Source organism: Vibrio sp. TRT 2004 (genome assembly GCF_050113735.1).
GTDB lineage: Bacteria > Pseudomonadota > Gammaproteobacteria > Enterobacterales > Vibrionaceae > Vibrio.
Window position 1 is genome coordinate 12,496 of record NZ_JBNJOH010000030.1, and the last position, 14,667, is coordinate 27,162.

Below are 14,667 nucleotides of genomic sequence, written 5' to 3' on the forward strand. Positions count from 1 at the left end.
CACCAGCCTTTATCAAGTAGACTTTCAGTAACTTACAGAATCTATGGTTTGGCAGTTGATGGAGCTACGTACGTTGGACTGGAGGATTTTTGTTATTGTTTGTTGGTATGAAGATTTAGTTATAGTGCGCATTGGTTCAACAGGTATAAAAAAAGAGCAGTTCCCTGCTCTCTTTATAATGTTTAGTATTTTCTCGTCGATTACTGTTTGGCAGCTTTTTCTCGAATCTGTTCAGCGACAACTTTAATCGCTTGTGCTGTACTCATGCCCTCTGCCATTAGTTTTTGAATTTCTTCGACTGCTTTTTGTTGTTGTTCGTGTGTCAGTGGTGGCAAATCGTCAAACATAAAAAAGGCTCCTGATATTTTAGGAGCCGACTATAGTACGAATTACAGAGAAAGGCTAGTGACCTACCCTAACGATTTAGTTAGTAACTTGTCAGGAAGTTAATGTAGGCTCCCATTGAATTTTCGTTGGTGTAACTCGCGCCAATATCAAGTTGGAATAGGTTCAATGGAGACAAGCCGATACCAGCAGTAACCGTGTCATCTAGATTGTCGTAAGCCAGATTGCGATTCCAACCTGCACGCAGTTTTAACTGGCGCATGATGTCAATCTCACCACCAACTCTTAACATCTGAGTGTTGTCGTTAAAATTGGTGTAGCGCTCTTCTTCATTTAAATCGTAGTCAACACTAATCGTTGCGTAATCAGCAACCAATCCAACACCCACGGTATAAAGTGGTCTCATCTGGTATGAGTAACTAACAGGATCAAATGTACGGCTTTGCGTGGCATCGATTTTAGAAGTCACCGAAGAACCAGCCAACTCCTGAGTATTAATGTCACGAGAGACTAAGTTTGTTGCAGCAAAACCAACTCTGAGCGGGCCATAAAACCAAAGAAAACCAGCGTCCATATTGAACATGGTTTCACCAGTGCCGTTATCGCGAATATCTTTAATGTCGTAGTTGTTCAAGTTAGCTGAATATACATAAGTGTAGATCCGCTGAAGCTTTGGTGTAATACCGAATGAAATGTGTTGGCCTAAGAATGTCTGATATTTAGCTAATGAAATACCCACTTCCGTCACCCCGACACCAACAGCATTTACTGCACTTAGTTCTGCATTTATGGCAGGATTAAGTGCTGGGTCGATACCACTGTTAGCACCTTTGTAGATATCTGTTTGCGCAAATGACTCTGCATAGGCTTTGCCGAACACATTCGCTGCTACATATCGGTTTGGTATTGCAAATGCAACGACACCACCAAATTCAAGTTTTGCAATGTCACCTTCTAGGGCGTTTAAGGTCGTTCCTAGTTCTGATATGTTTGAATAGTCACCACCAATCGCTTTGTCGATTAAGCCTGCGGCCTTGTCGAGGTCATCAACCATCATATGTTCATCGCTATACGATAAACCAAAACTTGGTGTGATCATGCCAACGTCATCATTACGACGATATATTGCAGTGAGTGCTGGGTTGTAGAAAGGAGCAGTTAGAAAATTTGCAGAGACAACGCCAACGCCACCCATTGCATCTCCGCGAGCTTCAATCGCGTAGTTAGCTGCCAAAGCCGTTCCCGAAGCTAAAGCGATAGACAACGATAAGAGTGTTAGTTGTTTTTTCATATCGGTATAAACTTTTTTATTCCATGTGTTTATAGCGACCTATTGTCTATCAACTTTAATTATTCCTCTACTGAAACATCATACGTTTTGCTAATTATTTGTGATTGTTCAACAATTATCGGCCCTTGCCAGCGTTGATGGTTAATTGCGACCGCTAAAACATAGCGTCCGGGCTCGATACCAATGTTGCCGAGTGAAGTTGGATAATCTGCATCAACGGTTTGTCCCCAAACACGAACATAATTGCCATCGACATAGTCATAGACCGATGTATCCAGTTTAGGCAGTGGGCAATGTGGATTGAGTAAAGCGTTACGCTCTACTTTCCATTGGGCTTTGGCATTCCAGCGCACTGAGACTGACGCTTTCGGTTCCCCAAGAATTAGCCACGAACTCCAAGATGTCTGATCTGCGGCGGTGACATCAATTCGATATAATCCCATGGTGACGCGACTATTTAGATTGTATCGTTTGGTGTAAATCTTAGTTCCGACTTCGTTGTCTTTTGGGGTTGCTTCCGTAAAAGTATTGTCTGTCGAAATTGGCTTAGACACCCAACGCGTTAAAGAAATGTCTTTGATCTCTTTACTGGCTTCGACCTCTACGATAGCACGGTATGCATCACGACCAGGACTTTGAATATCTGTCCGACGTACGATGACATTGTTGATCCACTGAGGTAACGATTTGTTGTCGAGTGTTTTACCACAATCTATTTCTAGTGACTGAAGTAAAAGGTCATTTAGATGAGGTGTGATAGAGCGATTCTGTTCCAGTTGCCAAACTTCTACTAGAGACGAAAACATAGACGGAAGATCGTCATTAAGCAGATGCTTATGCGCCTGTGTTAATGGTGAATTGCTTTCGAACCAAGGTACTTGTAGGGCTGAAAGCGGTGCACTGACCAATAGTGCACCGAGTAATAGGCTTGGTTTAACCATTAGGCTTTCATTTTGTATCCAACGCCACGAAGCGTTTCAATCTCTAAACCTGGTAACTTTTGGCGCAGCTGCAACACGTGTGTGTCTACAGTACGAGTTGTTGGGAAATGATTGTATCCCCAAACATGGTCTAATAGTTCGTCACGGGTAAACACTCGGCCTAGATTGCTTGCCAAAAAGAGCAGCAAATCGAACTCAGTACGCGTTAACGTAATCGATTCGTCTCGGTAGAAAACTTCACGAGTTGCCTTATCGATGATCAGATGCTCTGTAACCACTTTAGTGTCGTCGAAAGAATCCCCTTCAGGTGCACGCAGTTGCGCTCGAATACGGGCAAATAATTCCGCTTCGGCAAAAGGTTTGGTCAAATAATCGTTCGCACCTGCGTCTAAACCCATCACTTTGTCTTTAACCGTCACTAGTGCAGTCAGTAGGATAACAGGTACATCTTTCAGCTTTTTCCACTCTACAAGGTGGTCAACTGAGTCACCATCAGGTAACTGACGATCAAGGATGACAAGATCCGCTTTTTCCCAGTACTGAGTGACGTCAGCAATTGTTTCTGAGTGGAAACATTCGTATCCCGCTTGTTCAAGGCTGACTAGCAGGCCATCAGCTAAGTTTTTGTCATCTTCAACGAGAAGCAGTGTCTGTTTCACAAGGTATCTCCAAAATAAACGTTGTTGGTGGACCAACTAGCGACATTTTTCCGCCCATCCTTCCAACCATAGATTCTACGATGGTTAAGCCTAATCCTAGGCCACTTTTACTTACAAACGGCTTTCGAAGTTGACGCCAATCTTTAGCAGACAACTCGCCCTGATCCATCACTTTAACCGTAATTTTTTGTTTCGCTGTTGTCACATCGACAACAACAGGTGCAACACCATACTTAACCGCATTGCGTATTAAATTGTCTATACAGGTTCCTAACCAATATACATTGAGTTTGGCCGCCACGTCTTGGTTTATGACAAATTTGACGTTGCTATTAAACTCTTCTTCAACTTTAAATTCTAACCACTCTCCAACCGATGGTACCCAGTCTGTTGCAAGAGGTTTGTTATCAGATTGCAAGTAATCTTTACTCGCTTCAGCAAGCTGACGTAAACGTCGTGAATCTTCACATAGGCGGCGAAACTCGTCGTAGACAGTTTCGGGTAGCTTTTCAAATTCACGGCGAAAGCCTTCGACCGTTAACGACAAACTGGCGATCGGTGTACGCAGCTCATGAGTCAGAATTTGCAAAATGAGCATTCTGCTCTTCATCTCTTGTCGTTTGGTATTCCAGCGATAAACAGACCAGCCCATCACCAACAAAATGTTGGCAATGACTAAAACCACCATACTAATGCGTAAAAGATCAGAGTGGTCTTCAACTTCCCAACACAAATTACCGCGTTGAACAAAACAGCTCGCGCTCGAGTCTCTTAAATTAAATGTAACCCCTGCTGTTTCGATGTTCTTTCGCCATACGCTCTCCGGAAACACGAGATAATTATCATTTTGGCGTAACCATAGCTCATTACGCTCAACGAACATGCTCGAACCAGAAATCAAAGCAAGGACGGCATCTTCGTTCATTCGCTGTAAACGCCCCAGCAAGGTCGTATCCGGAGCGAGTTCGCGCTCCTGAATATGCATGTACTGTTGTAAATTCTCCAACTGGTCAGGATGCCCTAACACATAACGACTAGCATATGTGCCGCCGCCCGGATGAATCAACGCACTGCGAGCAAACCATTTTTCGCTCAACTGAGTTCCCTTACACATCGCTCTCGTAAACACCAGTGGTTCGGTGATTAAAGGGCTAAGTGGAAGTTTACCTGTACAGTTTTGTGCAAGGTTATAGAGACGTTGAACATCTCGCAGCGGATACGTGGCGGTCTGAGGCAGCATAGATTCAGGCGTGAGCAAACGTGTGGGATAGTCAGACTGCAAACTACGAATATCGTAAGACACCGTCGCCTGCGACTCATCAAATAGATCCACAAATCTGTCAATGCGCTCTGGCAGCGACTCAGCGTATACACCGCCCGACTGTAATATCAGGCCAATTATCGCTGCTTTTAGTATCGTCTTTATCAATGCAAAAATTCAATAAATCAGTAGGTTAGATTTAGAGTAAAACATTATGACAAAAATACAAAATCGAAATGTGATATCCATGTCAGAAATAATGCTCATAAATAACAAAAGCCAGCATATTGCTGGCTTTTATATTGAAGTGTTGAGCTTATAGTGCTTTAGAGATTGCGTCTACGCTCTCTTTCGCATCACCAAACAACATCTGGGTATTTTCTTTGAAGAACAGCGGGTTTTGAACGCCTGCATAACCTGTGTTCATAGAGCGTTTGAATACGATAACATTTTGCGCATTCCATACTTCCAGTACAGGCATGCCTGCAATCGGGCTGTTTGGATCTTCAAGCGCAGCAGGGTTAACCGTATCGTTTGCACCGATCACCAATACTGTATCGGTTTGAGGGAAGTCGTCATTGATTTCGTCCATCTCTAACACGATGTCGTAAGGTACTTTAGCTTCGGCAAGTAACACGTTCATATGACCAGGCAGACGACCTGCAACTGGGTGGATACCAAAGCGAACTTCAACGCCTTGCGCACGTAGCTTCTCAGTGATTTCATGCACTGGGTACTGCGCTTGTGCTACCGCCATACCATATCCTGGAGTGATAATAACTGACTTCGAGTTCTTCAGCATATCCGCCACTTCTTCAGCCGACGTTTCACGGTGTTCGCCCTGCTCTTCGTCGGAAGAGATAACCACTTCTTGGCCGAAGCCACCAGCAATAACGCTGATAAATGAACGGTTCATTGCTTTACACATGATGTAAGACAGAATGGCACCCGAAGAGCCAACAAGCGCACCTGTTACGATCAAAAGGTCGTTCGCTAACATAAAGCCCGCTGCCGCTGCTGCCCAACCTGAGTAAGAGTTCAGCATTGAAACAACAACTGGCATATCGGCACCACCGATTGAAGCGACCAAGTGATAACCAAATGCAAATGCAATTAGAGTCATCACGATAAGCGCAAACATGCTGCCATCAGCATTAACGAAATGAACCAAAAGCAACGTTGAAACAACAATCGCGGCAAGATTCATTTTGTGTTTATGCGGTAGATTTAGTGGCGAAGATGAGATAATGCCACGTAGCTTACCAAACGCAACCACCGAACCTGTAAAGGTCACCGCACCAATGAACACACCGAGGAAGACTTCCACAAGGTGAATGACATGCTCTGCGTGAGTAGCTGACTCCGGTGCATCAAGATAGCTGTTAAAACCAACAAGAACCGCCGCCATACCGACAAAGCTATGTAGAATCGCAACCAATTCTGGCATCTCGGTCATTTCTACTTTCTTCGCGAAATGGATACCAATGCCACCACCAATTACCATAGCGATGATGATCCAAACTAGACCTTGAGAGTCTGGACCAAAGATCGTCGCGATCAACGCAATCGTCATACCTGCGATACCATAGTAGTTCCCTGATCTCGCAGACTCCTGCTTAGACAATCCGGCTAAGCTCAAAATAAAGAATAATGCAGCAACAATATAAGCTGCTTGTACTAATCCTGCAGACATTCCCTGTTACTCCTTAATCTTTACGGAACATTTCAAGCATGCGCTTGGTAACGGTGAATCCACCGAAGATGTTGATACTCGCTATCAGTACTGCGATAAACGACAGGAATGATACGACACCATTGCCCTGACCGATTTGCAGTAATGCGCCAACAACGATAATACCGGAAATCGCATTTGTTACTGACATAAGCGGAGTGTGGAGTGCATGGGTAACATTCCAGACCACGTAGTAACCTACTACGCACGCAAGCACGAACACGGTAAAGTGAGATAGAAACGCCGCTGGAGCGACAGACGCGATCCAAGCAAATGCACCTACCGCAGCAACTAAGCCTGCCATTTTCTTAACTGGTGAAACTGGCTCTTCGACTTTAGGTTGTGGTTTCGCTTTCGGTTGCGCTGCTTTTTGCTCAGGTTGCGCTGAAACTTGGATTGGTGGTGCAGGCCAAGTAACTTCACCTTCCTTAATAACGGTGACACCACGAAGTACAACATCTTCAAAATCGATGTTAATGTTGCCATCTTTTTCTTTAGCCAGCAGTTTAAACAGGTTTACGATGTTGGTCGCGTAAAGTTGCGAAGACTGGGTAGGAAGACGACCGACCATATCGGTGTAGCCTACGACCTTAACGCCATTTGCTGTTGTGATGACTTTGTCTGCAACCGTGTATTCACAGTTACCACCGTTAGCTGCCGCTAAGTCGACGATAACGCTACCTGCTTTCATGCTATCTACCATCTCTTTGGTAATTAGCTTAGGTGCAGGACGACCAGGAATGAGCGCTGTAGTAATGATGATATCAACATCTTTCGCCTGTTCAGCGTAAAGTTCAGCCGCTTTCTTGTTGAACTCATCCGACATTTCTTTGGCGTAACCATCGCCAGATCCCGAGTCCTCTTTGAAGTCGACTTCTAGGAACTCAGCACCCATTGATTGGACTTGCTCTTTAACTTCAGGACGAACATCAAAAGCGCGTACAATCGCACCGAGACTGCCAGCCGCACCGATAGCCGCAAGACCAGCAACACCCGCCCCCGCAACGAGTACTTTCGCTGGTGGAACCTTACCTGCGGCAGTAATCTGACCGGTAAAGAATCGACCAAACTCATGCGCAGCTTCAACGACCGCGCGATAACCAGCAATGTTCGCCATGGAAGACAGCGCATCAAGGGCTTGTGCTCTTGAGATACGCGGCACAGCGTCCATCGCCATTACGTTAATGTTTTTGCTTGAAAGCTTTTCCATTAACTCTGGGTTCTGTGCTGGCCAGATAAAACTGATTAAGCTTGCACCATCTTTTAGCAGTGCAATTTCATCATTCTTTTCATCTGCAAGAGGCGCATTGACCTTTAAGATCAAATCCGACTCCCAAACCTGCTCGGTAGATACGATTTTCGCTCCCGCCGCTTCAAAAGAAGCGTCATCGAAACTCGCGAGTTCACCTGCCCCAGCCTCTACGTTAACTTCGAAGCCTAATTTTAATAACTGCTCGACCGATTTCGGCGAGGCAGCCACTCGCGTTTCACCCGCGAGTATTTCTTTTGGCACACCAATTTGCATTAGCTATTCCTTGACTATCAGCAACAATGATTGTTCTGTTTTTATCCAACGAATTTAGATACTTCAAGCATTTTGTAACAAAAACACAAAATATCATTACATATAACCGTTGGGAATGAATAAACCAGCTGGTTAGATCGTTCAGCAATATGCCACAGATTAGGTCAGAAAAGGTCTAACCAGTTGGGAAAAATTACCGTTAAAACAACCGATTATGTAGCATCTAAATACTAAAAAGAGCCATCAGCATAACGACTAATGACTCTCAAGTTTATGATGCTTATCAATTTGCGATAGGATCTTATTGGAAAATGTTGTCGCCCATTTGATCAATGAACATTTGCGCTTTCTTCAACATAAATTCGTTGGCATCGTTCGCAGTTGGCAAAACGTCCGAGCGAATAAAACGGTGTGATTTTATCTCTTCACCAAACTGCTTGGTGATTCGCCCTGCTATCCGGTATTGACCACCCTCAGGCTGTGCTTCTTGATAGATCAAATAACCCTTATATTCAACAGGTTCTACGGCAACTTCTGGTTGCGCTTTCTGGCCCCCAAACAAGCGAGAAAAAAGTCCCACACACTACTCCTTGGTTAATTACTTAGCCTTGTGCAAAAGTGGTTTTTCGAACCACTCAAGTTCAATGTCGTCATCAAATGCCTGCTTACTGAATATGACAGGCACTTCATCTTTCCTATTTTTACGTCGGTCGTCAACAATCATTGTCTTGGCGGCTTCAACCGCCACCGTCGCATATTGCTTTAACGTCACTAAACGTTCTTCAGCCAACGCCGACAAAAAATCGATGTCATGGCGAATATAGACTGGCCTCAATTGACTCAATGCTAAGCACGCTAGATCAGCCAACTGCTCATGATCAAAGTTTTCAATATATTCTGGCTGGGCTAAGACTTGCCCGACCAAGTTTTCCATATAGTTATGTACGTCAACACTAATCTGCATATAACTTAACTCCCTTTAAGAGTTACCTATCCTAACATTGCTTACTTCATCGCGGCATGTGGTTTTCATTGTGATGCGTAATCAAACACCATTTTTTGAACACAATTCATACACGCCTTAGGTTTTCATAGATAAGTTTAGTAAAAAGCTTGGAAATTCATCAAATAAAAGTATTCTTAACGAGTTATTAATCAACAATTGTTTCTATTCAGGCTAGGTTTCATGTCGTTTTCCGTCGTCACTACAAATTGGTTCCGAATTGCGTTACCTCTGCTATTGCTGACGTTTATCGCCTTCGGTATGGACAATGTAGTGAGACTCACTCAAGCGAACCTTGGTTTCGTCACCAAAATGCCTTTTGTTTTGTTCGCAACGGCTATTTTGCTTGCCAATCCATTTAAACAAAGTCGCATCGCGATGACAGCGAGCGCCCTTGCAGTGGCTTACTGGTTGATCCAAAACCGTTTACAGTCACCTCTGTCTTCTGGCACCACAATCTTAGAGCTTTCGCTGCTGGCTGCATTGCTACCTATCGCATTAGTTTTAGTGTTTAGTTACAAGGACAGCAATCTGTTTTCACACTCTTTTGCCATCTACTTGGTTAAGCTTGGCCTTTTTGTACTGTGGTGTTATCTCATTCTGACGCATTTCTATGACGGCGGCTTCGACGACATTAATGAAACTTTTTTGTTTGTGATCCCAACCGTTTCAAAGCTGCCGTTTATACTCGTAGTCTATCTACTGGCTATGGTGCTGATATTTGCCATCTGTGTGCTGAGTCAAAATCGGATAATCGATGTCGTGCTCTATTCGTCAGCTTTGCTCGCGTCGACGACATTTGTTTTTTTCCATGTTCCGCATATCTCGAGCACCATGTTCTCTCTCGCTGGTATCTTGCTATTGGTCTACTTGTTGTCTGCCAGTTACGAATTGGCGTTTAAAGATACATTGACCGATATCCCTGGTCGCCTAGCGCTTGAGTCTGATTTACGCCATCTTGGCAGGCGTTACACTATTGCCATGCTGGACATCGACCATTTTAAGTCATTCAATGATACCTACGGGCACGATACAGGCGATGATGTGCTTAAACTTGTTGCGAGTCGCTTGCAGCTCGTTGGTGGACGTGCCAAGGTGTATCGCTATGGAGGTGAAGAGTTCACTGTCCTGTTCAAAGGAAAGCTGGCTGACGAAGCAAAAGATCATCTTGAACGGCTTAGAACCTCGATTGAGTCTTACGAAATGACCCTGCGCGATCAGGATTCTCGTCCAAAGAGTGACAAATTAGGTTCTAAAAAACGTGGGCCGAAAAAGAACGAAGAGAGCGTTAATGTGACCATCAGTATTGGGGTTGCAGACAGCAGCGAAACCAAGGATGTCTCCACGGTTATGAAGAGTGCAGACGAGGCTTTATACAAGGCCAAAAAGTCTGGACGAAATCAGGTCTGTCTCGCCTAGCCGTCAATCTGCCTGATTAAAGAACAGTACAATACTGCCCCCTTTGAGATTACTCCCGTAATTGATATTCAGGCCGATTCCAACATTATCAATCCAATCCGATTCAAACGGTGGCGTCATTAACCAACCGACAGACCCTTCGTAATAGAATGAAGTACCAAGTGGTTTGCTGGTATCGCCACCAATATCTATTCGTCGAAAACTACTGTAGATAGATTGAACTGAGCGACCGAAACGGCTGACGTTGTAATAGGCTGCAATACCATTCGCGCTATACCAACCTTCTGGATTGCCAACTTCTCCAAAGTTAGCCTCGCCCCAACCTTGTCCATAAAAATAGTGGAAAGATGACGACCAATTCCAACTTCCCCATGTGGTGGGTTTGTTGTGCTTAAATTCAACATGTGGTTCAACCGATAGCGCCCAGGCATCAGTGTTAAAAATGACATTATCCAATGCGGGTTTTACGACATTATTCGAGAAATCACTGCGGTAATCGTGATTATTTCTAAAATATTGGAGATGTAAGCCAACGCCTGGGGTCACTGTCCAAAAGTCTGTCAGCTGGTATTTATATCGGTAGGCAGTAAACGCACCTAACACAAACTCGTGCTGATAATCATCTCTATCCTGTGCGCGGATTTCGTAGTCTTGTCTCGAAGCAAGCACTGAGAACCGTGTAAAGATTTGGTGTTTATGGATCGCTTCATCGTCGCTAAGATCAAAGGTATATGGTAGCGCCGAAACCGCAATTTGCTGACGCAAAAGAACCGACTCCTGTGAGCCGATATCTTCGTTGTCGAGATTGAACCACTCGTTTGGATCGAAATCGTGGACACCGAAGGTAAAAACGTCACTATCAGTTAGCACGATAGCCGCTGAAAAAGCTTGTTCCAGATAGGCCTGATACGCTTGACTGCCCTTCGCACACGCGAACGGTGACACAAGCACTAAAGGCAGGGATACATAGCGAGATAGCCGTGAAACAGACATCGAGACCTGAACTCAATTAGATCAATAGTAAGAATAAGTTAACGTCAAAATTCCGGTTAGGCAATACGAACATTTGACTATTTTGAACACTTAAATTGATTACGCCCCGCCACCTTAGCTTGGTAGAGTAACTTGTCGACGGAGTCATAAAATTCGTCGATACTTTCACGACCGGTAGGAACTTTGCTGAACACACCCTGTGACACCGTCACGTAATTGGCAACATCACTGTATTCGTGCGCTATTTGGGCATTTTCCAATGCATCTTGTATGCGTTGAGCATCGGTGTGCGCTTTGTTTTCATCGCTATGGCCGAGAATAACAACAAACTCCTCACCACCATAACGACCTACGACTTCACCACTTCTTTCGAACAAACCGTTAATGATCGAAGCAATAGTGACTAAGCAACGATCCCCTTCCAAGTGACCGTAGTTATCGTTGTAAAGTTTAAAGCGATCAACATCGAGTAATATCAAGCTCAATGGCAGTTCATGGCGTCCATGTAACGTGATCATCTCTTTAAGCTCTGAATCGATAAAGCGACGATTTTTAACTTTGGTCAAACCATCTTCTTGAGCGAGTTGGGCAAGTTCTTGGTTGGCTTTGGCCAGCGCTGCGGTTTTTTGTTTCAGTTCACGACGCATAAAGGCAATGCGTTGCATCGCAACAAGCTTAGAATTTAGGACAATTATATCAACGGGCTTAACGAGATAGTCATCACCACCAGCCTCAATGGCATTTGCGACCATGCTTGGCTCATCATGCCCACTAAGAAAGATGATAGGAACCCAGTCAGGATAGAGCTCTCGAATTTTGCGTGAGACCTGAAAACCGTTCATGTCAGGCATAGAGATGTCTAAGAGGATCAATTCAGGTTCAAACTGTGGATAGAGCTCAAGTGCTCGGCTACCAGAGTCAGCCATTTCGACCGTATGGCCAAGTTGCTTGAGACGAATTGCCAGTTGAATACGTTCCATCTGAACATCATCAACCAACAAAATCTTCATGGAAGAACCGTTTATTTCCACTCTATCAATATCCTAGTGCGGGTATCCGCTAATAAATCGTCAAATCTTCGTTTAAGCCGGAAAAACAATCAAGAAATCACACGCTTAATAAAAGCATACTCTACCACGGGTTATTCATCCATTGAAGGTTGACTTTTAGCGCCATTTTTTTACGATAGCGCGGTTACTAAATACATTTTAAGAGAAATCATACATGTCTGACGTTAATCAAACAGAACAACCAAAAGTAGACTTAGCAGAAGTATCAGCAGAACTTCGTCAAGTAATTGAGTTTGACCAAGTTCCGGAAGCGATGCACTACATGGTGACGTCAATCCATGAAGTTTCTGAAGAAGCCGTTCGTGAATCTTGGAATGAGCTACCAAACAGCGCACAAAACGTTTTGGATAACTTTGAACAGTTTCATGCACTTGTTTCAGTAAGTCAGGCATTTGCTGGTCTTAATGTAATGGAAGAGTTTCCTTCATTAAACCTACCGAAAGAGATGACTGAAGAGCAAAAAGAAGAGTACCGTGCTCAACTGCTTGATCAAGTCCTTCACAACTGTGTGAAAGATATGGTCAAGCAAATTAAGAAAGCACGCCGTGACCCTATTCTAAAACGCGACTTTACTGACGTATTCGCGAAATAGTAGAGTTTAAAAACGCCGCTAAATGCGGCGTTTTTTAGTTCGATAGCACAATGTCTCTCTGAGTAACACTGACACCTTTGATTTGCGCATAAACGCTCATGCCTACGGTCAAGGCTAATTCATCTCTCGCCCAAGCGGTGATTGTGGCACCTAAATAACAGTTTTCAGCTAACTTTAACTGGATCGATACACTCTGTCGTTCTTGCCCACTTGAGTATGTTTCAATGCTGGCTATCGTCGCCAAAAAGATGTTGCGGATTGACGTTCGTTTCGGCTCTTCAAGCATCAATGACACGTCATTTGCCCTAACTTGTAGGCGAACAGGCGCCCCAATTGTTCCATCAACCTTTTGCACCCACAAATTGATATCTGGAGCAAGTTCGACCTTAGATAATGCGTATTGGGTATTATGCTCAATAAGGCGACCCTCGAACAATGAGCTTTGCTCTGAAAAGGACTGCCATGGCTTCATTACCTGTGAAGACCAGACTTGATCTATCGGTCCCGCTAGCGCAATTGTCCCCTGTTCTACCACAACCAGATGATGCGCTAAACGCAAAACCTCGTTCAAGCTATGCGAGACATAGATAATCGGAATCTCAATGCTGTGGGCTAACTGTTCCAAATATGGCAACACCTCACGTTTACGTGGTAAATCAAGGGATGCGAGAGGCTCATCCATCAATAGAATGCTCGGTTTAGACAATAGCGCACGACCTATGGCAACGCGCTGCTTCTCGCCCCCTGAAAGCTGGTGAGGATAACGATCAAGCAAGGTTCTGAGCGCTAAGAGTTGCACAACGTCATCAAAATGCACGGGATCTGCCGACTTAACTCCATAGGTAAGATTTCGGTTGACTTTAAAATGTGGGAACAACCGAGCATCTTGAAATACATAGCCAACGTTGCGTTTGTGAACCGGCTTATTAAAGCGCTTTGAGGAGTCAAACAGTGTTTCACCATTTATCACAATGCGACCTTGTGATGGCGTGGTTAGCCCGGCAATGACATTAATTAATGAGGTTTTACCCGCGCCAGAACGACCAAATATTGCGGTGATACCTTTCTCTGGTAAATGAATATCGATATCAAAATTGGCATCGCCCAGTGACTGCTGGTAGCAAATTTCCAAACTCATAAGTTGCCCCCTAAGCGCTTAGCACCGACTCGGCTTAACCACTCGGAGGCAATCAGAGAACTCAACGCGATTGCAATTGAGATAATGCATAAACGCATCGCTTCTGTTTCTGAACCAGGAGTCTCAATAAAGTTGTACATCGCCAGCGGGATAGTTTGCGTTTCGCCTGGGATATTCGATACAAAACTGATGGTAGCGCCAAATTCACCCAGGCTGCGCGCAAAGGAGAGCATCGTCCCTGTAATTATCCCAGGAATCGTTAACGGAAGAGTGATGGTGAAGAAGATCCTCACTGGTGAAGCGCCAAGCGTCGCCGCAGCTTGCTCCAACTTGACATCAACGCTCTCCAAACTCAAACGAATCGAGCGCACCATCAATGGCAAAGCAACAACGATACACGCCAATACTGCCCCTTTCCAACTGAATGAAAAGACAATATCAAACTGTTGATATAGCCACTGACCGACAAACCCTTGTCTGCCCATAGAGATTAGCAACAGATAACCGATCACAACGGGCGGCAAAACCAGTGGCAGGTGCACCAAGCTATCGACAACGCTTTTGCCAACGAATTGTTTACGTGCAAGACCCCATGCTATACCAATACCCATTGGGATGAGCCAGAGAATGGCAAAAAATGCCACCTTGAGGCTGAGCAAAAGTGCCTGATATTCGTATTCTGTTAGCACATTCAGTTC

The 14,667-nt window shown here is 44.5% G+C and carries 15 protein-coding genes; 2 read left to right on the forward strand and 13 right to left on the reverse strand.

Annotation, left to right across the window (positions count from 1 at the left end; genetic code table 11):
• Window positions 1-200 precede the first annotated feature (200 nt).
• The 9 genes from ACQEXR_RS12900 to ACQEXR_RS12940 all read right to left on the reverse strand — a co-directional run bounded on the left by ACQEXR_RS12900 (window position 201) and on the right by ACQEXR_RS12940 (window position 8,718).
• Entirely contained in the window at window positions 201-347 is a 147-nt protein-coding gene (locus tag ACQEXR_RS12900; RefSeq protein WP_006880120.1) for a YoaH family protein, read from the reverse strand.
• Between the two features lie 80 nt (window positions 348-427).
• Complete coding sequence (locus ACQEXR_RS12905; protein WP_331416624.1) at window positions 428-1,636, reverse strand: conjugal transfer protein TraF; 1,209 nt, start codon at window positions 1,634-1,636, stop codon at window positions 428-430.
• A 59-nt stretch (window positions 1,637-1,695) separates the two neighbouring features.
• Window positions 1,696-2,577: a DUF2861 family protein gene (locus ACQEXR_RS12910; protein WP_427020471.1), complete on the reverse strand. Its 882-nt coding sequence runs from the start codon at window positions 2,575-2,577 to the stop codon at window positions 1,696-1,698.
• The gene (vxrB, locus tag ACQEXR_RS12915) at window positions 2,577-3,236 is read right to left on the reverse strand and encodes a response regulator transcription factor VxrB (protein WP_138970607.1); all 660 of its coding nucleotides are present in this window, start codon (window positions 3,234-3,236) and stop codon (window positions 2,577-2,579) included. The genes ACQEXR_RS12910 and vxrB overlap by 1 nt, the downstream gene beginning before the upstream one ends.
• Entirely contained in the window at window positions 3,211-4,674 is a 1,464-nt protein-coding gene (gene vxrA, locus ACQEXR_RS12920; protein ID WP_171052117.1) for a sensor histidine kinase VxrA, read from the reverse strand. The genes vxrB and vxrA overlap by 26 nt, the downstream gene beginning before the upstream one ends.
• 139 nt (window positions 4,675-4,813) lie before the next feature.
• The gene (gene pntB / locus ACQEXR_RS12925) at window positions 4,814-6,190 is read right to left on the reverse strand and encodes a Re/Si-specific NAD(P)(+) transhydrogenase subunit beta (protein ID WP_138970609.1); all 1,377 of its coding nucleotides are present in this window, start codon (window positions 6,188-6,190) and stop codon (window positions 4,814-4,816) included.
• A gap of 13 nt (window positions 6,191-6,203) precedes the next feature.
• Complete coding sequence (locus ACQEXR_RS12930; protein ID WP_427020472.1) at window positions 6,204-7,754, reverse strand: Re/Si-specific NAD(P)(+) transhydrogenase subunit alpha; 1,551 nt, start codon at window positions 7,752-7,754, stop codon at window positions 6,204-6,206.
• 301 nt (window positions 7,755-8,055) lie between these two features.
• Window positions 8,056-8,334 carry an HlyU family transcriptional regulator gene (locus ACQEXR_RS12935; protein ID WP_427020473.1) on the reverse strand — a complete coding sequence of 93 codons (279 nt, stop codon included), beginning with the start codon at window positions 8,332-8,334 and terminating at the stop codon, window positions 8,056-8,058.
• Window positions 8,335-8,352: 18 nt separating this feature from the next.
• The gene (locus ACQEXR_RS12940; RefSeq protein WP_427020474.1) at window positions 8,353-8,718 is read right to left on the reverse strand and encodes a late competence development ComFB family protein; all 366 of its coding nucleotides are present in this window, start codon (window positions 8,716-8,718) and stop codon (window positions 8,353-8,355) included.
• A gap of 222 nt (window positions 8,719-8,940) precedes the next feature.
• On the opposite strand from ACQEXR_RS12940, the gene ACQEXR_RS12945 reads away from it, so the two are divergent.
• Entirely contained in the window at window positions 8,941-10,176 is a 1,236-nt protein-coding gene (locus tag ACQEXR_RS12945; protein ID WP_426951358.1) for a GGDEF domain-containing protein, read from the forward strand.
• A 3-nt stretch (window positions 10,177-10,179) separates the two neighbouring features.
• Here the strand turns inward: ACQEXR_RS12945 and ACQEXR_RS12950 are convergent, their stop codons facing one another.
• Entirely contained in the window at window positions 10,180-11,169 is a 990-nt protein-coding gene (locus tag ACQEXR_RS12950) for a Solitary outer membrane autotransporter beta-barrel domain (protein WP_427020475.1), read from the reverse strand.
• A gap of 77 nt (window positions 11,170-11,246) precedes the next feature.
• Complete coding sequence (locus ACQEXR_RS12955; RefSeq protein ID WP_427020476.1) at window positions 11,247-12,179, reverse strand: GGDEF domain-containing response regulator; 933 nt, start codon at window positions 12,177-12,179, stop codon at window positions 11,247-11,249.
• A gap of 214 nt (window positions 12,180-12,393) precedes the next feature.
• On the opposite strand from ACQEXR_RS12955, the gene ACQEXR_RS12960 reads away from it, so the two are divergent.
• Complete coding sequence (locus ACQEXR_RS12960) at window positions 12,394-12,831, forward strand: DUF3069 domain-containing protein (protein ID WP_138970615.1); 438 nt, start codon at window positions 12,394-12,396, stop codon at window positions 12,829-12,831.
• Between the two features lie 34 nt (window positions 12,832-12,865).
• Here the strand turns inward: ACQEXR_RS12960 and modC are convergent, their stop codons facing one another.
• The gene (modC, locus tag ACQEXR_RS12965) at window positions 12,866-13,969 is read right to left on the reverse strand and encodes a molybdenum ABC transporter ATP-binding protein ModC (protein ID WP_427020477.1); all 1,104 of its coding nucleotides are present in this window, start codon (window positions 13,967-13,969) and stop codon (window positions 12,866-12,868) included.
• Window positions 13,966-14,664 (reverse strand): molybdate ABC transporter permease subunit, encoded by a 699-nt coding sequence (gene modB / locus ACQEXR_RS12970; RefSeq protein WP_331426808.1) that lies wholly within the window; start codon window positions 14,662-14,664, stop codon window positions 13,966-13,968. Before modB ends, modC begins: the two co-directional genes overlap by 4 nt.
• Window positions 14,665-14,667: the final 3 nt, after the last annotated feature.